Origin of the sequence: Pseudomonas sp. NPDC086581 (assembly GCF_044746165.1) — a bacterium.
Classification (GTDB): Bacteria; Pseudomonadota; Gammaproteobacteria; order Pseudomonadales; family Pseudomonadaceae; genus Pseudomonas.
Genome location: NZ_JBIVBR010000003.1, coordinates 273,038 through 291,538 on the forward strand (window position 1 = coordinate 273,038; position 18,501 = coordinate 291,538).

20 protein-coding genes are annotated in these 18,501 nt (G+C 64.8%); 12 read left to right on the forward strand and 8 right to left on the reverse strand.

The features are described from left to right. The first annotated feature begins 186 nt into the window (after positions 1 to 186). The 3 genes from rimO to ACIPK7_RS08810 are packed head-to-tail and all read left to right on the forward strand — an operon-like array spanning position 187 to position 2,396. Positions 187 to 1,509, forward strand: a complete 1,323-nt coding sequence (gene rimO, locus ACIPK7_RS08800) for a 30S ribosomal protein S12 methylthiotransferase RimO (protein WP_401087194.1) — start codon at positions 187 to 189, stop codon at positions 1,507 to 1,509. Positions 1,510 to 1,558: 49 nt separating this feature from the next. Continuing rightward, a complete protein-coding gene (locus ACIPK7_RS08805; protein ID WP_401087196.1) occupies positions 1,559 to 2,020 on the forward strand; it encodes a DUF1456 family protein in 462 nt (153 codons plus the stop codon). Positions 2,021 to 2,027: 7 nt separating this feature from the next. Continuing rightward, complete coding sequence (locus tag ACIPK7_RS08810) at positions 2,028 to 2,396, forward strand: DUF2784 domain-containing protein (RefSeq protein ID WP_401087198.1); 369 nt, start codon at positions 2,028 to 2,030, stop codon at positions 2,394 to 2,396. Here ACIPK7_RS08810 and ACIPK7_RS08815 read toward each other — a convergent pair. Beyond that, the gene (locus ACIPK7_RS08815; RefSeq protein WP_401087199.1) at positions 2,344 to 3,927 is read right to left on the reverse strand and encodes an ArnT family glycosyltransferase; all 1,584 of its coding nucleotides are present in this window, start codon (positions 3,925 to 3,927) and stop codon (positions 2,344 to 2,346) included. The genes ACIPK7_RS08810 and ACIPK7_RS08815 overlap by 53 nt on opposite strands. A 173-nt stretch (positions 3,928 to 4,100) precedes the next feature. Between ACIPK7_RS08815 and ACIPK7_RS08820 the strand changes: the two genes are divergently transcribed. Further along, positions 4,101 to 4,874, forward strand: a complete 774-nt coding sequence (locus ACIPK7_RS08820; RefSeq protein WP_401087201.1) for an SDR family oxidoreductase — start codon at positions 4,101 to 4,103, stop codon at positions 4,872 to 4,874. A gap of 57 nt (positions 4,875 to 4,931) precedes the next feature. Continuing rightward, positions 4,932 to 5,630, forward strand: a complete 699-nt coding sequence (gene tsaA, locus ACIPK7_RS08825) for a tRNA (N6-threonylcarbamoyladenosine(37)-N6)-methyltransferase TrmO (RefSeq protein WP_401087397.1) — start codon at positions 4,932 to 4,934, stop codon at positions 5,628 to 5,630. An 8-nt stretch (positions 5,631 to 5,638) separates the two neighbouring features. On the opposite strand, the gene ACIPK7_RS08830 is transcribed toward tsaA, so the two are convergent. Next, positions 5,639 to 5,941 carry a putative quinol monooxygenase gene (locus ACIPK7_RS08830; protein WP_081517928.1) on the reverse strand — a complete coding sequence of 101 codons (303 nt, stop codon included), beginning with the start codon at positions 5,939 to 5,941 and terminating at the stop codon, positions 5,639 to 5,641. Between the two features lie 60 nt (positions 5,942 to 6,001). Between ACIPK7_RS08830 and ACIPK7_RS08835 the strand changes: the two genes are divergently transcribed. After that, entirely contained in the window at positions 6,002 to 6,415 is a 414-nt protein-coding gene (locus ACIPK7_RS08835) for a VOC family protein (protein ID WP_259756531.1), read from the forward strand. A 227-nt stretch (positions 6,416 to 6,642) separates the two neighbouring features. On the opposite strand, the gene fpr is transcribed toward ACIPK7_RS08835, so the two are convergent. Continuing rightward, the gene (gene fpr, locus ACIPK7_RS08840) at positions 6,643 to 7,419 is read right to left on the reverse strand and encodes a ferredoxin-NADP reductase (RefSeq protein WP_045210043.1); all 777 of its coding nucleotides are present in this window, start codon (positions 7,417 to 7,419) and stop codon (positions 6,643 to 6,645) included. 222 nt (positions 7,420 to 7,641) lie between these two features. Here fpr and ACIPK7_RS08845 point away from each other — a divergent pair, with 222 nt between their 5' ends. Continuing rightward, positions 7,642 to 8,568 carry a LysR family transcriptional regulator gene (locus ACIPK7_RS08845; RefSeq protein ID WP_401087204.1) on the forward strand — a complete coding sequence of 309 codons (927 nt, stop codon included), beginning with the start codon at positions 7,642 to 7,644 and terminating at the stop codon, positions 8,566 to 8,568. 111 nt (positions 8,569 to 8,679) lie between these two features. On the opposite strand, the gene ACIPK7_RS08850 is transcribed toward ACIPK7_RS08845, so the two are convergent. Both ACIPK7_RS08850 and erdR read right to left on the reverse strand, forming a co-directional pair. Then, positions 8,680 to 9,051 carry a diacylglycerol kinase gene (locus ACIPK7_RS08850; protein ID WP_017518000.1) on the reverse strand — a complete coding sequence of 124 codons (372 nt, stop codon included), beginning with the start codon at positions 9,049 to 9,051 and terminating at the stop codon, positions 8,680 to 8,682. 108 nt (positions 9,052 to 9,159) lie between these two features. After that, positions 9,160 to 9,810, reverse strand: a complete 651-nt coding sequence (gene erdR / locus ACIPK7_RS08855; RefSeq protein ID WP_024765291.1) for a response regulator transcription factor ErdR — start codon at positions 9,808 to 9,810, stop codon at positions 9,160 to 9,162. Between the two features lie 265 nt (positions 9,811 to 10,075). Between erdR and ACIPK7_RS08860 the strand changes: the two genes are divergently transcribed. After that, positions 10,076 to 10,960 (forward strand): DMT family transporter, encoded by an 885-nt coding sequence (locus ACIPK7_RS08860; RefSeq protein WP_192431879.1) that lies wholly within the window; start codon positions 10,076 to 10,078, stop codon positions 10,958 to 10,960. A gap of 65 nt (positions 10,961 to 11,025) precedes the next feature. Here ACIPK7_RS08860 and ACIPK7_RS08865 read toward each other — a convergent pair whose 3' ends face one another. After that, on the reverse strand, positions 11,026 to 11,742 hold the full coding sequence (locus ACIPK7_RS08865; RefSeq protein ID WP_401087207.1) for a tRNA-uridine aminocarboxypropyltransferase: 717 nt from the start codon (positions 11,740 to 11,742) through the stop codon (positions 11,026 to 11,028). A gap of 364 nt (positions 11,743 to 12,106) precedes the next feature. Between ACIPK7_RS08865 and ACIPK7_RS08870 the strand changes: the two genes are divergently transcribed. After that, positions 12,107 to 12,514: a quorum-sensing-regulated virulence factor family protein gene (locus ACIPK7_RS08870; RefSeq protein ID WP_017518004.1), complete on the forward strand. Its 408-nt coding sequence runs from the start codon at positions 12,107 to 12,109 to the stop codon at positions 12,512 to 12,514. Between the two features lie 9 nt (positions 12,515 to 12,523). After that, positions 12,524 to 12,739: a DUF3820 family protein gene (locus ACIPK7_RS08875; protein ID WP_017518005.1), complete on the forward strand. Its 216-nt coding sequence runs from the start codon at positions 12,524 to 12,526 to the stop codon at positions 12,737 to 12,739. Positions 12,740 to 12,779: 40 nt separating this feature from the next. Here ACIPK7_RS08875 and ACIPK7_RS08880 read toward each other — a convergent pair whose 3' ends face one another. Further along, entirely contained in the window at positions 12,780 to 15,185 is a 2,406-nt protein-coding gene (locus tag ACIPK7_RS08880) for a xylulose 5-phosphate 3-epimerase (RefSeq protein ID WP_401087210.1), read from the reverse strand. A gap of 125 nt (positions 15,186 to 15,310) precedes the next feature. Between ACIPK7_RS08880 and ACIPK7_RS08885 the strand changes: the two genes are divergently transcribed. Both ACIPK7_RS08885 and ACIPK7_RS08890 read left to right on the forward strand, forming a co-directional pair. After that, on the forward strand, positions 15,311 to 16,732 hold the full coding sequence (locus ACIPK7_RS08885) for an MBL fold metallo-hydrolase RNA specificity domain-containing protein (protein ID WP_401087212.1): 1,422 nt from the start codon (positions 15,311 to 15,313) through the stop codon (positions 16,730 to 16,732). Positions 16,733 to 16,898: 166 nt separating this feature from the next. After that, a complete protein-coding gene (locus ACIPK7_RS08890; protein WP_401087214.1) occupies positions 16,899 to 17,972 on the forward strand; it encodes an LOG family protein in 1,074 nt (357 codons plus the stop codon). Positions 17,973 to 18,033: 61 nt separating this feature from the next. On the opposite strand, the gene recX is transcribed toward ACIPK7_RS08890, so the two are convergent. After that, complete coding sequence (gene recX, locus ACIPK7_RS08895; protein ID WP_401087216.1) at positions 18,034 to 18,498, reverse strand: recombination regulator RecX; 465 nt, start codon at positions 18,496 to 18,498, stop codon at positions 18,034 to 18,036. Between the last annotated feature and the right edge of the window lie 3 nt (positions 18,499 to 18,501).

Below are 18,501 nucleotides of genomic sequence, written 5' to 3' on the forward strand. Positions count from 1 at the left end.
AGCGCCGGGTAAGAAGGTTCTGAATGACTATAGAGCCTGTTGCCCGGAATTACCGGGCGGACGGGGCTGCGCAGCGGCGTGCGACAGCTTGTCCCAGAGAGGCTGGTCAAGTGCGCGGGACGCCGCTAGAATTGCGCACTTTTTGATCAGAGGCGCCGCCAGCGCGCCCTTCGAGGTTAGCCGCACATGTCCACCGCCACACCCAAAGTCGGGTTCGTCAGCCTTGGTTGCCCTAAAGCCACGGTCGATTCCGAACGCATCCTCACCCAGCTGCGCATGGAAGGGTACGAAATCGTCCCCACCTACCAGGACGCAGACGTGGTGGTGGTGAACACCTGCGGCTTCATCGACAGCGCCAAGGCCGAGTCCCTGGACGCCATCGGCGAAGCCATCGCCGAAAACGGCAAGGTGATCGTCACCGGCTGCATGGGCGTCGCCGAAGACAGCATCCGTGACGTGCACCCCAGCGTGCTGGCCGTGACCGGCCCGCAGCAGTACGAGCAGGTGGTCAATGCCGTCCACGAGGTGATCCCGCCCAAGGCCGAGCACAACCCGCTGATCGACCTGGTCCCGCCGCAGGGCATCAAGCTGACCCCGCGCCACTACGCGTACCTGAAGATTTCCGAAGGCTGCAACCACAGCTGCAGCTTCTGCATCATCCCATCCATGCGCGGCAAGCTGGTCAGCCGCCCGGTGGGCGACGTACTCAGCGAAGCCCAGCGCCTGGTAAATGCCGGCGTGAAAGAGCTGCTGGTCATCTCCCAGGACACCAGCGCCTACGGCGTGGACCTGAAGTACAAGATGGACTTCTGGGACGGCCAGCCGGTGAAGACCCGCATGCTGGAGCTGTGCCAGGCGCTCTCCTCCATGGGCGTGTGGGTACGCCTGCACTACGTCTACCCGTACCCCAACGTCGACGACGTGATCCCGCTGATGGCCGAGGGCAAGCTGCTGCCCTACCTGGACATCCCCTTCCAGCACGCGAGCCCCAAGGTGCTCAAGTCCATGAAGCGCCCCGCCTTCGAGGACAAGACCCTGGCCCGCATCAAGAAGTGGCGCGAGATCTGCCCCGAGCTGACCATCCGCTCCACCTTCATCGTCGGCTTCCCCGGCGAGACCGAGGAAGACTTCCAGTACCTGCTGGACTGGCTGACCGAAGCCCAGCTCGACCGCGTCGGCTGCTTCCAGTACTCCCCGGTGGAAGGCGCCCCGGCCAACGAGCTGGGCCTGGACGTGGTGCCCGACGACGTGAAACAGGACCGCTGGGAGCGCTTCATGGCGCACCAGCAGGCCATCTCCGCCGCGCGCCTGCAACTGAAGATCGGCAAGGAAATCGAAGTGCTGATCGACGAAGTGGACGATGAAGGCGCCGTGGGCCGCTCCTTCGCCGACGCCCCGGAGATCGACGGCGCCGTCTACGTCGACAGCTTCGACGTGAAGCCGGGCGACAAGGTGCGCGTGCGCATCACCGACGCCGACGAGTACGACCTCTGGGCCGAACTGGTCTGATCCGCAAAAGCCCCGCCGATGCGGGGCTTTTCATTTGCCTGGAACGAACATGACCAACAACGACGTACTGCGCAGCCTGCGCTACCTGCTGGACATCCGCGACGCGCAGGTGGCCGAGATCACCGCGCTGGCCGGGTTCAATGTCAGCACCGAGGAAATCGGCAGCTTCCTCGCCCGCGACGACGAGCCGGAATACAAGCCCTGCAGCGACCGCGTACTGGCGCACTTCCTCGACGGCCTGATCGTGCACCGCCGCGGTCGCGACGAGTCCCTCCCGCTGCCGCCGGTGGAGCTGCCGCTGACCAACAACATCACCCTGAAAAAGCTGCGCGTCGCCTTCGAGCTGCGTGACGACGACATCCTGGCGATCCTCGACAGCGTCAGCTTCATCGTCACCAAGACCGAACTGGGCGCGCTGTTCCGCAAGCCCGGCCACAACAACTACCGGCCCTGCGGCGACCAGTTGCTGCGCAACTTCCTCAAGGGCCTGACCCAGCGCCAGCAGCGCTGAGGCCTCCGTGCTCTACCGCCTGGCCGCCGACGCCACCGTCCTGTTCCATCTGGGCTTCATCCTCTTCGTGCTGCTCGGCGGCCTGCTGGTGCTGCGCTGGCCGCGCCTGGCCTGGCTGCACGTGCCGGCGGCGGCCTGGGGCCTGGCGGTGGAATTTCTCCACCTCTACTGCCCGCTCACCCCGCTGGAAAACCACTTCCGCGCCCTGGCCGGCGACAGTGGCTACAGCGGCGGCTTCGTCGAGCACTACCTGATCCCGCTGATCTACCCCGCCGGCCTGACCGAGGCGACCCAGATTGTCCTCGGCCTCGTGGTGGCAGCGGTCAATTTGCCACCGTACCTGCTTCTGTTGCGCCGGGCGCTGCGTTCACGCTGAGCGGCTTGCCCAGCGGCAGGTAGGCCAGGCTCGCCTCCTTGTTCTTCGCATGGCCCAGGCGCTGGCCGTTGTTGAGCTTCGACTCGATCAGCCGGTGATCCGCCGTCAGCCAGTTCAGCGGCTGCTCTCCTTCATGGGTCACCTGGGAAATGATCAGCGTGCGTGCCGGGTCCCATTCCTCGCCGGTGCGCTGGCGCAACCAGGCGAACAGCGCGGCACTACCGCCCTGTGGATAACCGGAACGGATGTAGAGGAAGGGATGCGCTTGCCGTTCGCCGTGCAGCTCCAGGTACATCGGCAGGCGTGCATCGTCATCGCCCAGCACCAGCACGCGCCACTGCGACCACGGCGCGCTCTGCTCAGCCGCAGCGCGTACTTCCCTGGCGAAGAGTGGAACCCCACCGCCGCCATTGGTCCACGGGTAAGCCACACCCAGCACCAGCAACATCAGAACACCAGCCACCGCAACCGCTCGCGGCCAGAGGCGGCCAAAACCGGCCAGCCCACGCTGATGCCGCCACTCGACCACCCACCACGCTGCCAGCAACTGTGCGAACGGCACCAGCGGCAGAACGTAGTAGCTGCGCCGGCTACCGCTGGCGGTGAAGAACACGAACAACAGCAAGAGCGCCCAGACCAGCCAGCGTGCGTTGGGCTCCAACTGCTTCCAGCGGCGCGCGGCGAACCACAGGCCGAATATCCACAGCGGAGCCCAGGGCAAGGTGTAGGCGGGCAGATAGATCAGGTAGGTATAGATCGGACCCTCATGGTCGAAAGGCTGGAAGAAGCGCACCACGTTCTCACGGAACACCAGCGCCAGTCCGCTTTCGCCATAGCTGGGCCGGCCGCAGAAGCGTGACAGCACGAAGGGAATTGCGTAGACCGCGCCGGCCACCACCAGCGCCGCCACCAGCCGCAGGTTCACGTGCCGGCGCCAGCGTCCCTTGCTGAACAGATGCGGCAGCAACACCAGCCCGGGCAGGATGAAACCGATCAGCCCCTTGCACAGCGAGGTCAGCGACAGGATCAGGAAGAAGCCCAGGTAGCCGGAAAACCGCGTGTCTTCCGGATCACGCCAGTACCAGGCCAGCGCCGCCAGCACGCCGAACACCGTGAGCACGTCCGCCGTTGCCACCCGCGCCCAGAACAGGAAGTAGAAGGTAGTCGCCAGCAACCAGCCGGCCAGCACCCCGGTGCCTTTGCGCAGCAGGCGCTCACCCAGCCACCAGGTCAGCCAGACACTGCCCAGCCCGGCCAGCACACAGCTCAATCGCAGTGTCCAGTGGTTGAGGCCGAACAGGCTGGCGGGCACGGTGATCAGCCAGTAGGACAGCAGTGGCTTGTCGTAGTAAGGCGCGCCACGCAGGTAGGGGTCGAAGTAGTCGCCCGACTGCAGCATCTGCAATGAAATGTCCGCCCAGCGCACTTCCGGCCCCCAGACCTCGCGCCAGCCCAGCCCGAACACCAGCAGCACCAGCGTGGCGCCCAGCAATAGCGCCAGCGCCTTGCGATCGTTACTCCAACCCTGCATCACCCGGCCCCCGGCCTCTCGAACGTGCGCCGGACACTAGGGCAGCGATGGTTATGCGCAGGTTAAGAAAATGCAGCCATCGCGTAATGCGTCGGCATTTACCGATTGGATAGTGCTCGGAGCGCCCCGGCGATACCGCTAGGGTGAGGCGAAAACCCAGCCAGGAGAGGCTCATGCACCCGTACTTTTCCCTCGCCGGACGGACCGCTCTGGTCACCGGCGGCACCCGTGGCATCGGCCGGATGATCGCCCAGGGCCTGCTCGAAGCCGGCGCCAAGGTAATCATCTGCGCCCGTGATGGCGCCGCCTGCGCCGACACCGCCACTGAGCTGTCGCAGTACGGCGAGTGCATCGGCCTGCCGGCCAACCTCGCCACCGAGGAAGGTGCGCGCGCCCTGGCCGCCGAGCTGAACGAGCGCCTGGACCACCTCGACATCCTGGTGAACAACGCCGGCACCACCTGGGGCGCAACGCTGGAAAGCTATCCGGCCTCGGGCTGGGAGAAGGTCATGCAGCTCAACGTCACCGCCGTGTTCAGCTGCATCCAGCAACTGCTGCCGCTGCTGAAGAAAGGCGGCAGCGCGCAGAACCCGGCCCGGGTGATCAACATCGGCTCGGTGGCCGGCCTCACCTCCCACGGCGAAAGCGCCTACGCCTATGGCCCGAGCAAGGCCGCGCTGCACCAGCTGTCGCGCATGCTCGCCCGCGAACTGGTGAAGGACCACATCAACGTCAACGTCATCGCCCCCGGCCGCTTCCCCAGCAAGATGACCCGCCACATCGCCAACGACGAACAGGCCATGGCCGAGGACACCGCCGTCATCCCCATGCGCCGCTGGGGCCGCAAGGAAGAGATGTCCGCACTGGCTATCAGCCTGGCGAGCGCCGCTGGCGCCTACATGACCGGCAACATCATTCCCATCGATGGCGGCTTCCACCTCGGCTGAGCCCCGCTACGAAGGGAATCGGGTACCATGGCGGCCCCTGCAACAGCCCGTGCCGCCATGTCCCACAGCATCTCGCCGATCGGCCACGTCCGCTCCTGCTTCAAGGAGAAGTTCGCCATCCCGCGCCAGCCGCAACTGGCCCCGGCCGCGACCGGCGTGCTGGAACTGCTACCGCCGTTCGACACAGGGGATGCGGTGGAAGGCCTGGAGCAGGTCAGCCACATCTGGCTGATCTTCCTCTTCCACCAGGCGCTGGAAGACAAGCCGCGGCTGAAGGTGCGCCCGCCACGCCTGGGCGGCAACCAGTCGATGGGCGTGTTCGCCACCCGCGCCACCCACCGCCCCAATGGTCTTGGCCAGTCGGTGGTGAAGCTGGAGAAGGTCGAACCCGGCCGTCTCTGGCTATCCGGCATCGACCTGATCGACGGCACCCCGGTCATCGACATCAAGCCCTACGTGCCCTACGCCGATATCGTGCCGGACGCACACAACGCCATCGCCGACGCGCCGCCCGCACCCATCGCCGTGCACTGGAGCGACAAAGCCCTGCGCCAGGCCCATGAGCACGGCCTGCGCCTCGGTCAGCCGGTGCGCGAACTGGTCGAGCAGTGCCTCGCCCAGGACCCACGCCCGGCCTACCAGAAGCCGCCGCCCGAGCGCCGCTATGGCGTGCGCCTGTGGGACCTCGACGTGCACTGGCACTACCCCAGCGACGGCGAAATCCGCGTGCTGGACCTGCAACCCGCCACCGACTGAAGCCTGCGTCAGTCCACCGGATTGAGGGCGATCACGTCGCTCTCGAAGCACTCCTGCTCGAGGATCAGCGGTTCCACCAGCGGGCGGCTGTCGCGGAAGTGCGCGGTTTGCGTGTGCGCCTCGTAGGCCGCGTCGTCGCGGTAGATCTCGTAGAGGTAGATCACGTCCGGATCGAGGCGATCCTGGGACACATCGAAGACCAGGCAGCCGGGCTCGCTGGACACGGAAGCGGCCGCATTGGCCTTGATGGCGTGGAGGAAATCCTCGGCGCTGCCGGGCTTCACGCGGGTCTTGATGAACAGACTGTACACAGGACGTTCCTTTTGTTTTAAATTTGAAATCAAATTGTATACAAAAAAGGAACCGCGTCCATGTCCGACCTCCCTGCCCGCCCCGGCCGCCTCAACGGCCTGCGCCACCTCGCCCTGCTGGTACCGAACCTCGAGGAGTGCGAGCGTTTCTACGTCGACGTACTCGGCATGCAGGTGCTCAACCGCGCCAACGAAGACCTGGTCTACCTCACCTGCGGCAACGACAACCTCTCCCTGGGGCGCGGTGCTGGCGCGGCCAACGGCCTGCAGACGATGGACCATTACGGTTTCATCGTCGACAGCGTGGAAGAGCTGGAAGCCTGGTACCAATACTTCAAGGCGCGCGGCGTGACCTTGCTGGACCGCCCGTTCGACCATGGCGACGGCGCGCGCAGCTTCCACCTGCTCGACCCGGCGGGGAACAAGGTGCAGCCGCTGTATCACCCGGCGGTGTCCGGCCAGCGCCTGGCGTGAGCCGTGCCTCGCGCTCGCGTAGGGCGGGGGTGAGGTTCCTGTGGGAGCGAGCTTGCTCGCGAACCTGCGCGGTACGGTGCGCCCCGATTCGCGAGCAAGGGCTAGGCGCCCCCCTCGGTCCTACGAAAAGTCGCCCGTCACGAGAATTCCGTTCGCAATAAAAAACGCCGCGATCCCTAAGGAATCGCGGCGTTCTTTTGAGCGAACGGTGCGGCTTGCTTCTCAGCTTACTTTTCTACGAAAGCACGCTCGATCAGGTAATCGCCCGGCTCGCCCATGCGCGGAGAGATCTGCAGACCGAAGCCATTCAGCACTTCGCTGGTCTCGTCGAGCATGCTCGGGCTGCCGCAGATCATCGCGCGGTCGTCCTGCGGGTTCATCGGCGGCAGGCCGATGTCGGCGAACAGCTTGCCGCTGCGCATCAGGTCGGTCTGGCGGCCCATGCTGTGGAACTCTTCACGGGTAACCAGCGGGCAGTAGATCAGCTTCTCTTTCACCATGTCGCCGAAGTACTCGTGCTCCGGCAGGACCTTGGTAATGAAGTCCGCGTAGGCCAGCTCGCTGACCCAGCGCACGCCGTGGACCAGGATGACCTTCTCGAAGCGCTCGTAGACTTCCGGGTCCTGGATCACCGACAGGAACGGCGCCATGCCGGTGCCGGTGCTCAGCAGATACAGGTGCTTGCCGGGCTTGAGGTCGTCCAGCACCAGGGTGCCGGTGGGCTTGCGGCTGACCATCAGTTCGTCGCCTTCCTTCAGGTGCTGCAGACGCGAAGTCAGCGGACCGTCCGGGACCTTGATGCTGAAGAACTCCAGGTGCTCTTCGTAGTTCGGGCTGGCGATGCTGTACGCGCGCATCAGCGGACGACCGTTGACTTCCAGGCCGATCATCACGAACTGACCGGTCTTGAAGCGCAGCCCCGGGTTACGGGTGGTCTTGAAGCTGAAGAGGGTGTCGTTCCAGTGGTGCACGCTGAGAACGCGCTCGGTGTACAGGTTGCTCATCAAGGACTCCTAGGAGAAACGTGGCGCACCCCAGCAGATCCCGGACGTAGCGCAATTGCGCGACATTTTATAGGCGGCGACAATATCCGCAAAATAAATTATCTGGATATTGCTAATCCAAAACGCAGATAAGGCCGCCCAGTCGCCGCAAAAGGATACCGTCAGGTACTTCCTACACCGGGGTGACGAAATGTCGCGCAGCCTTCTCCGGAGCCCCACAGAATGAAGTTCACCCTGCGCCAGCTCGAAGTCTTCGTCGCCGTCGCCCAGCAGGAAAGCGTCTCCCGCGCGGCCGAAGTCCTGTCCATGTCGCAGTCGGCTACCAGTACCTCGCTGGGCGAACTGGAGCGGCAGTTCGACTGCAAACTGTTCGACCGCTCCGGCAAGCGCCTCACCCTCAACGCCCTCGGCCGCCAGCTGCTGCCCCAGGCGGTAGCCCTGCTCGACCGCGGCAGCGAGATCGAGAACATGCTCAACGGCAAGAGCGCCTTCGGCTCGCTGGACCTGGGTGCCACGCTGACCATCGGCAACTACCTGGCGACCCTGCTGATCGGCACCTTCATGCAGCGCCAGCCCGACTGCCGGGTGCGCCTGCATGTGCACAACACCGCCCACGTGGTGCAGCGCGTGGCGCACTACGAATTGGATTTGGGCCTGATCGAGGGCGACTGCCAGCACCCGGATATCGAGGTGCAGCCCTGGATGGAAGATGAACTGGTGGTCTTCTGCGCGCCGCAGCACCCGCTCGCCCGCGAAGGCCGCGCGAGCCTGGAGCGGCTGACGGAGGAAGCGTGGATTCTGCGGGAACAAGGCTCGGGCACGCGGCTGACCTTCGACCAGGCCATGCGTCACCACGTGGAACCGCTGAACGTGCGGCTGGAGCTGGAACACACCGAGGCGATCAAACGCGCGGTGGAGTCGGGGCTGGGGATCGGCTGCATCTCGCGCCTGGCCCTGCGCGACGCCTTCCGCCGTGGCAGCCTGGTGCCGGTGGAAACACCGGACCTGGACCTGCGCCGGCAGTTCTATTTCATCTGGCACCGGCAGAAGTATCAGACTGCGACCATGCGCGAGTTCCTGGAGCTTTGCCGCAGTGAAACGGCGGGAGTAACCCGCAGCGACGATATCGTCCTGCCGATGATTCCCTGACGGGAAACCGAACGGTGCGTAGGGCGAATAACCTGGAACAGGTTATCCGCCGGCTCTTCGCGGCGGATAACGCTGACGCGTTATCCGCCCTACAAAGGCGAAGAGGAACGATCAACCCAGCAGAATGCCCGCCCAGGTCACGGTGATGATGGTCAGCGCCACGAACTGGGCGGCGCTGCCCATGTCCTTGGCGTTCTTCGACAGCGGGTGGCGCTCCAGGGAAACCCGGTCCACCACCGCCTCAATGGCGGAATTGAGCAGCTCGACGATCAGCGCCAGCAGGCACACCGCAATCAACAGCGCGCGCTCGCCGCGGGTCACGTCGAAGAAGAACGACAGCGGGATCAGGATGACGTTGATCAGCACCAGCTGGCGGAAAGCTGCTTCACCCTTGAAGGCGGCGGCGAAGCCGGCCAGGGAGTAGCCGGCGGCGTTGAAGATGCGTTTCAGGCCGGTCTGGCCCTTGAAAGGGGAAGCGGACACGTGTGGTTCTCACAGGCAAAGGTCGCGGCACTCTATACCAGCGATCGTCAAAAAGGGGTCAAGGCCATTACAGAATGTGACGGCCTCAGGGGCTGAGTGTGACAGCGCTCAGGCGCCCGGAACCGACTCCATCTGCGCCAGCAACAGCGCCGCCTGGGTACGGGTGCGCACATTCAGCTTGCGGAAGATCGCCGTCACGTGCGCCTTCACCGTAGCTTCGGAGACACTCAATTCGAAGGCGATCTGCTTGTTCAGCAGGCCTTCGCAGACCATGGTCAGCACGCGGAATTGCTGCGGAGTCAGGCTGGCAAGACCAGCGCTCGCAGCGCGCACGTCGTCGCTCATCTCAGTCACGGCGTCCACCTGCGGCGGCCACCAGACATCGCCGTCAAGCACCGCGCGCACAGCCTGTTGCAACACGCTCAGCTCGCTGGACTTGGGGATGAAACCACTGGCGCCGAACTCGCGGGAGCGCTGCACCACGGCGGCGTCTTCCTGGGCCGAGACCATCACCACCGGAATCTGCGGGTACTGCCCGCGCAGCAGCACCAGGCCAGAGAAGCCATAGGCGCCGGGCATGTTGAGGTCCAGCAGCACCAGGTCCCAGTCGGCCTTCTCGTTCAGGCGCGTCTCCAGCTCCGCGATACTCGCCGCCTCCGACAGTCGCGCCTCGGGGCCGAGACCGATGGTCAGGGCCTGGTGCAGGGCACTGCGGAACAGCGGGTGATCGTCAGCGATCAGGATCTCGTAGGAAGCCATGAATTTTCCTTGAAGGCCGCGTCGAAGTCCGCCGTGGATAACAGCCAGACTTGCGCAGGAAAGGTCGGAGCACGGATAGAGCACTGCTTGTCACATTGTACGCAAAGAGCGGCTTCGCTGTCCGCCGCGAATACATCGCCAGACGGTACTTACACCGTGGCCTGAAAGCCCCTGCCACTGTGCCCGCCGGGAACCCGCTCCCCTTTCCAAAGGCCCGGCGTTACGGCAGAGTTCCGCTTTTTTTCCTGCCCGTTACGAGAACAAGATGAAAAGCCATGCGCTGCGCGCCGATTTCCTGATGCTGTTCACCGCGATGATCTGGGGGGTCTCCTTCGTCGCGCAGCGCCTCGGGATGGATGCCATCGGTCCCTTCCTCTATACCGGCCTGCGCTTCACCCTCGGCGCGGCGGCACTGCTGCCGCTGCTGGCCTGGTCGAGCAAGCGCGGCGCCCAGCCGTTCAACCGCGGCCTGATCCTGGCCGGCCTGGCCATCGGCACCGCGCTGACCGTGGGGATCAACCTGCAACAGGTCGGCCTGATGTTCACCAGCGTGACCAACTCCGGCTTCATTACCGGCCTGTACGTCATCATCGTGCCGCTGCTCGGCCTGCTGATCGGTCATCGCGCCGGCATGGGTACCTGGCTGGGCTGCGCACTGGCCGTGACTGGCATGGCCATGCTGAGCATCGGCCCGGGCTTCCACGTTGCCTCCGGTGACTGGCTGCAACTGACCGGCGCTTTTGTCTGGGGCGGCCACGTGCTGCTGGTTGGCCTGTTCGCCAGTCGCTACGATCCGATCCGTCTGGCCTTCCTGCAGTTCGCCACCTGCGCGGTGGTGAGCATGATCCTGGCGCTGCTGTTCGAGGAGATTCATCTGGATGCCATCATCCAGGCCGGCCCAGCTCTGATCTACGGCGGCCTGTTCGGCGTCGCCACAGGCTTCACCTTGCAGGTCATCGCGCAGAAGCACGCTATCGCCTCCCACGCGGCGATCATCCTTTCGCTGGAAGCCGTCTTCGCCGCCATCGCCGGCGCACTGTTCCTCAACGAAACCCTGCATGTGCGCGGCTACTTCGGCTGCGCGCTGATGCTCGCCGGCATGCTGGTGGCGCAACTGTGGCCGAAGAAGGCTGACGCCAGGGCGGCTTGAAACACCGAATCCCCTGCAGGCGCGCGCACGACCGGCGCCTGTATAGGTTGCATTGGCGAGTCAGGTTACCGCTGGGTAAACGGTCTCAATGCCTGATGCGCCGGGCTCTGCTCGTCCAGCGGCTGCTGGCGCTTGGAGCCCAGGTAGCGTTCGCTGAACACGTCCAGGTAGGCATCCAGCGCATCGCCGGCGCGGCGGTCGCCGGCAAGGCCCAGGCACAGCGCGGCAACCTCGGCGGTGCACAGGTGCTCATCGAACTTGGAGCGCCGCAGGCGATACCGCGACAGGGCGTCGGGGGTGATGCTCAGCACCGGAAAGCGATCCAGGTAGGGGCTCTTGCGGAACATCTTGCGCGCCTCATTCCAGGTGGCGTCGAGCAGGATGAACAACGGGCGCTTGCCGTCTTGCGGCGCTACCGTGGTGACCACGCGTTCGGACTGGACGAACTCGCCGGGGAATACCACGTACGGCTGCCACTGGGGATCATCGAGCAACGCCAGCAGCGCAGGGTCGACCTCAATGCGCGACCAGCCGAAAGCCCAGGTCGCGGGCACTGTCTCGGCGATAAGCCAGCCGGTGTTGCTTGGCTTGAGCGGTTCGGTGTCGAACATCACCAGGCACATCGCCGAGTTGGACTCGACCTGCGGACGCAGGCTGCACATGCAGTAGTTCGGCCGCAGGCGGCAACCGGGGCAGCGGGGCGAACGCGAGCCACGGGCGAAGAACGGCTTGATGCAGCGGGCCAGGCGTTCATCGCGCAGGCGGGCGACGGCGTGGCTCATGCTGCAGCCACCGGGATGAGGGAAAGTGGACGGGTCATCGAAGGCTCGAACGGAACGACGGTTGCGGACCGCCGATTGTACCAGAGCCGCCGCCCGCCTCCCCGCGGGCGGCCTAATGTCCAGCAGCAGCGATGCTTGATTAGCCGACAGATTGGGCACCAACTCCCGTGACGCCAGGCCTTCCGATCAAGCGCGAACCACCGCCATCCTTTGACGGGGTTGGACGCCCGGCGGCGCAGTCTGGGGCCTGAGGTAACAGTTCCTCGGCACGCGCGCCGTTTTAAGGGACAATAGGCGGCTTGAATGACCGTCGAACCCGGAAGGTTCGCCACGGTCGAATCGGCACCATTGTCAGGAGATGCCCATGCTGCGCCTCACCGCCCTCGCCCTCTGCCTCGTCATTCCCGTCGCGCACGCCGCGTCGAAGAAAGACTTCGAACTGACCCAGACCCTGGAAAAGGTCGCCAAGGAAAGCAGCGAAGGCACTCCGCGCGCGATCAACGAGGACATCCTCGACCAGGGCTACACCGTCGACGGTCCGCAACTGATCAACCACCTGAGCGTGCGCGCCAGCCATGCCGAGCGCATGCGCGAGAACCCCGACAGCGTGCGCAGCCAGCTGGGCGACAGCGTCTGCAGCAACACCGCCTACCGCCAACTGCTGGCCGAGGGCGCGATCCTCACTTACAGCTTCACCGAGTACAAAACCAACGCCCCGGTCGCCACCGAGCGCTTCGACGCCGGCAGCTGCAAGATCAAACTGAAGAAGTAAGCCGCGCCAATGCTCGACAAGGAACAATTGCTGAAGATCGCGCGTACGCCGATGCCCTTCGGCAAGTACCAGGGCCGGATGCTGGTGGACCTGCCTGACGAGTATCTGCTGTGGTTCTACAAGAAGGGCCAGTTCCCGCCCGGTGAACTGGGCCGACTGATGCAGCTGACCCTGGAACTGAAGATCGATGGCCTCGACGGCCTGATCAAGCCACTCAAGCGCTAAGGCCCGCGCAACCGCCCTGCGGTGGTTGCGCCAGCCCTCTTCAACGCAGCACGATCGGGTTTTCCTTGCCTGCCACCGCCGCCGCTTCATCCGGCGCCAGCAAGGCGCTTCGCGGCACGTCCAGCAAACGCGCACAGGCCGCCAGCACGTGAGCCCAACTGCAACGGTTGGCAAACAGCATGCCCGCCTCGTCCAGCGTCCCGCCCTGGTTGCGATAACCCAGCACCGCTGTCTTCAAGGCATCCGGCAGGATCGGCCAGAGGTGCCCGCGCGCCACTTCCGGACGCATGTGGGTAAGCAGCACGCGGCGCTCGTAGTGATCGGGGAACAGCCGCATGGCGATGGATTCATCCGTCAACGCCTGCAACTCCCAGTTGTCACGCGGCGCACGGAAGCGCCCCGGCTCCTGCAGATAGACCAGCCGATAGGGATAACCGGCCTCCTCCAGCCGCAACGCGGCGCGACGCATCTCGGCCAGTTGGTAACTGCCATTGGCAATCAGCAGCAGCGGCTCGGCGCCGGGATGCTCGTCCATCAGGATCGCGCCATCGCGGGCCAGCTGTTCCGCCTGGGCCTGGTTGAACACGGCCGGCCGCTCACGCTTAGGCGCCACGATGCAGGCCAGTTGCCCGCGACTGCGGTAGATATCCGGCAGCAGGGCCAGGTGACTGTTGTGGTCAGCCGGGAAGACCACCCGCACCATGTCGCTCATCTCGCCCAGCAACGCCTCGCAGAAGGTGGTGTCCTGGTGCGACTGCTGGTTCTTGCCGTTCTCCCAGGTATGCGAAGTCGCGACCAGCGGCCAGCCGAGCCAACCCGCCGGACGTCCGGCTTCCTTCTGCTGACGGGCGAAGATCAGCGTCTGACGCACGGCCCCGAGCATCTTCACGCAAAAGGCTTCGTAGCTGGCCACCAGGTTCAGCCCGCCCTGGTTGGCCAGGCAGGCGGAAACCACCGCCTCCTCGTTGAGCGCGGTGATGATTCGGCCATCCACGGCCTCCAGATCGCTTTCCGGCTCGCTCACCCGGTGCCGCAGCGTCTTGAGCACGCCGCCCAGGCGGTTGCTTGCGAGCTCGTCCGGATTGCCGACGCGAGCGCGCAGGTCCGGGTTCGCGCAGCACAGGTCGACATAAAAGCGATCCAGCGCAGCCATGGGCGAGCATTCGTCGTTGCGGTAATGCAGCAGCGGAATCGAGGGTTCGATGGGCCGCCGCACGGCCAACGGGTTGTCCCGTTCCATTACGCGGCCACTGCGTGAATCGGCAAACATCCGGCATGCTTCGGCCAACTCCTCCGGCGAGACCCACAGTGGCGCTGCATGCTGGTTGAACAGGTCGCGCGCCTCGACATCAACGCGGGGGTTACCCGGCAACGGCAGATTGTGCGCGGCATTGCTGCCTGCGCCGTAGAAGCCATAGCCCTTGGTCGTCTCGGCGATACCATAGGGAATCGGCAGCGGATAGCGCAGGATGCCACGCTCCTTCTCGTCGATGCGGTGTTGTAGGCGCTCTTCCATTTCCCACAGGGCGCAGACGAATGCCGCGGGGTCACGCCCGTCGAAGCTGATCGGGTCGAAGCCACAGCGCCGCAGGTGCAGCTTGAAGCCTTCCAGTCCTTCGTGAGTGCCCAGGTCGGTGCGCTGCTCGATACGCCGGCCATTGGCAATCATCACCGGCAGCGCCGTACCGCAGTCCTCGGCGCGCCACCAGCGGGGAATCCAGTCGCTGCCCCGCTGCTCCTCAGCGGCACCGTCAGAGAGAAACGCCACCAGGGTCTCGCCCGGCAATGGCATGTGTGCATACATCAGCTCAGCAAAACCGAGGTAGCCGCCCTCGGCGATGCCGCCGGCCGTGTGCGGATTGACGTGGCTGCCCAAAGGCGCGGCGACCTTGCCGTCCGGCTTCTGCAAGTAGCTGTAGAAGTCCTGCACCAGGCGGTCCAGCCCCGACTCAAAGCTTCCATAGGCATCGGCCTGCTCCGGATGCAGGTTGCCGGTGAGCACATTGAGTGCATCGATTGCCGCCACGCAGTGACCCTGTCCCATCAGCCAGCCGCGGGTCTTGCCGCTCAGGGCGTTCAGGGCGAGGTAACCGGCGTAGGCCGGCACCATGTTAAGCGCGCCACCCGTGTGCCCTTCGGGCTGCACCTTGAAATCCTCTGCCTGCAAGGGCGCGCCGTCACGGCGAACGCGTCTGGCGTAGGTCATGTGCGCCACCAGCCAAAGGCCGGCGCAAGTGACGCGATCCAGCGCCCCGAATAAGCGGTAGACGCAGGCAAGATCAGGCTGCAGGCCGTACTGGACCAATTGATGAGCGACACGAAAGACTGCCGCCTGAGTCTGCACGCTATGCTGAAGCGGACCACGGCCTTGCAGCCAGCGGGCATATTCCGGCTCGGCTGCCGCATGGGCGGCAAGCTCCTCGGGGCTTGGCAGGATCTGTGACATGTCGGCTCTCCCTTGGCTATGGCGGAAAGTCTAGGTCGTCACAGATCGGACGGGCGCTGACATGTATCAACGAGCGCCCCGACCATTCGAGCAAGTCTGAAAGAGAATTCCCACAAGGAGACGACATGGCGCTTCTCACTTTCATCGGCGCGATCCAGGAAGTCACCGGTTCCTGCTACCTCCTGGAAACCCGCGACGGCGTCCGCGTGCTGCTCGAATGCGGGATGCGCCAAGGGCGCGGCGGCAACAAGGGCACCCGCGAAAACGAGGCGACCAACCGCACGCCCTTCCCCTTTGACCCGAAAGAACTCGATGCTGTGGTCCTGTCCCACGCCCACCTGGATCACAGCGGCCTGCTGCCGCGCCTGGCGAAGGAAGGCTACAAGGGACCGATCTACGCCACCGAATCCTGCTGCGACCTGCTGGAGCTGATGCTGATGGACTCGGCGCACCTTCAGGAGAAGGACGCCGAGTGGGAGAACAAGTGGCGCGCGCGCCTGGGTAAGCCTCCGGTCAAACCGCTGTACACCATCGAGGACGCCTCCCGCGCCCTGAACCAGCGTCGCCGCGTCAGCTATGGCAGCACCGTGGACGTGGCGCGAGGCATTCGCGTGACCTTCCACAACGCCGGGCATATCCTTGGCTCGGCCATCGTCGAACTTGAAATCCACGAATTCGGTTCCACCCGCCGACTGGTCTTCTCCGGCGACCTGGGCAGCACCTGCTCACCACTGATGCGCACACCGACGCCGCTGAATCGTGCCGACGTGGTGCTGCTGGAATCCACCTACGGTGACCGTGACCACCGAGACGCCAACGAAACCCTGCTGGAGCTGGCCGGCATCCTGCAGCGCGCGCAGAACGAAGGCGGCAACGTGCTGATCCCCTCCTTCGCCGTAGGCCGCACCCAAGACCTGATCTACTACCTTGGCCGCTTCTACCAGGAAGGCCGCCTGCCGCAGCAGGTCGTCTACCTCGACAGTCCCATGGCCGCCCGCGCCAACAGCATCTACCTGCAGCACATCGGCGAAATTGCCGACGTCGACCGCGAGTACATGCGCGGCACCGGCACGGCCAAGGTCGGCGAGTGGCTGCCGATCCTCAAGACGACCCAGAGCGCCGACGAATCCATGGCGCTGAACCGCATCAAGAGCGGCACCATCATCATCGCCGGCAGCGGTATGTGTACCGGCGGGCGCATCGTCCATCACCTCAAGCACAACCTCTGGCGCGAGGAGTGCCACATCGTCTTCCCCGGCTTCCAGGCCAAGGGCACCTTGGGCCGCGCCATCGTCGATGGCGCAGAGACGGTACGCATCCTGCGCCAGCGCATCAGCGTGAAAGCACAGATCCATACCCTCGGCGGGTTCTCCGCTCACGCGGGACAATCACAATTAATTCAGTGGGTTGGCCACTTCGAGAACAAACCCGAGCTATACCTGATACATGGCGAGCGGGAAAAGATGGATGTACTCAAGGGTGCACTCCAGGATCGCCTGAACTGGACGGCCAACATTCCGGAGCCCGGAGACCGGATCGCCATCTGAAATCGGGGCCTCACCGACTGTCACACCCGCGTGCCAGACTGGGCAGGCCTCCTGCTGAACCCTGTGCGTGCGGCGAAGCGCCAATGCGCGACTGCCAGAGCCACCCTACGTGGCCGGCGCCGCCCATGGACAGGCGATCAGGGGTTGATGAACAAGGAGTATCAACATGCCCTATGAGCCCGACGACTATCTCTCCAGACACTTCCAGACCAGCGGCACCGACCTCGCACAAAAGATCGAGGAACTGGCAGAACTGGCCGCCCCCGGGAACAGCCAGAACCTGCCGCTGTATCGCGAGATGCTCACCACCGTAGCCCGCATGGCCCAGGCCGACCGTAACCGCTGGGACGCCAAGATCATGCTGCAGACCCTGCGCGAGATGGAGCACGCCTTCAGCACCCTGGAGCAGTTCAAGCGTCGCCGCAAAGTCACGGTGTTCGGTTCGGCCCGTACACCGGCCGACCACCCCGTCTACGCCCTGGCCCGCGAACTGGGCGAAACCCTGGCTCGCTACGACCTGATGGTCATCACCGGGGCTGGCGGCGGAATCATGGCCGCAGCCCACGAAGGCGCCGGGCTGGAAAACAGCCTTGGCTTCAATATCACCCTGCCCTTCGAGCAGCACGCCAACCGCACCGTGGACGGCACCAGCAACCTGCTGTCGTTCCACTTCTTCTTCCTGCGCAAGCTGTTCTTCGTCAAGGAAGCCGACGCCCTGGTGCTCTGCCCCGGTGGCTTCGGCACCCTGGATGAAGCGCTGGAGGTGCTGACCCTGATCCAGACCGGCAAGAGCCCGCTGGTACCGGTGGTCCTGCTCGACCAACCTGGCGGGCACTACTGGGATCACGCCCTGGAATTCATCAAGGAACAGCTTGAAGACAACGGCTACATCCTTCCCAGCGACATGAACCTGATGAAACTGGTACACACCGCCGAGGAAGCTGCCGAGGAAATCGCCCAGTTCTACAGCAACTTCCACTCCAGCCGCTGGCTCAAGGATCGCTTCGTGATCCGCCTGAACCACCCGCTGAGCGTGCGCGCATTGCAGTTGCTGGAGCGCGAGTTCGGCAACCTGTGCGTCACCGACGGTTTCCACCAACAGCCCTACAGCGAATCGGAACTGGACGAGCCGGAGTTCTCCCACCTGACCCGCCTGGCCTTCGCCTTCAACGGCCGTGATCAGGGGCGCCTGAGGGAACTGCTGAACTTCATCAACCAGCCGGAGAACTGGGAGCGCTGATTTCCTGGGCAACTTCCAGAGCAAGAAAACAAAAAAGGCACCCGGTGGGTGCCTTTTTCGTTCAATCATCTGATCGTCGACCGCTCAGAAGCCGGCTGATGGCCTCCATCGAGTAGCCCCGATAGCTCAGGAACCTGCCCTGCTGGGCTCGCTCGCGGGCGTCCTGCGGCAGCCGGGTGAACTTGCGGCGCCAGACCTCACGCAGGTTCTCGTTCCAGTCGACATCCGACTCGCTCAACGCACCGTCGATCTCGCCACGGGGCAAACCTCGCTGCGACAGCTCCTCGCGAATCCTCACCGGACCGTATCCGGCCCGCGCACGGCTGGCGATGTAGCTTTCCAGGTAGCGGCTTTCATTGAGCAACCCCTCCTCGGCCAGACGTTCGAGGGCGGGGTCGATCAGGTCCTGCGCTGCGCCGCGTTGCCGCAGCTTACGCGAGAGCTCCGCCCGGCCGTGCTCGCGTCTGGCCAGCAGGTCCATGGCGACCCGCCGCACCGCGACGGGGTTATCGAGCTCGACGGCCATCGC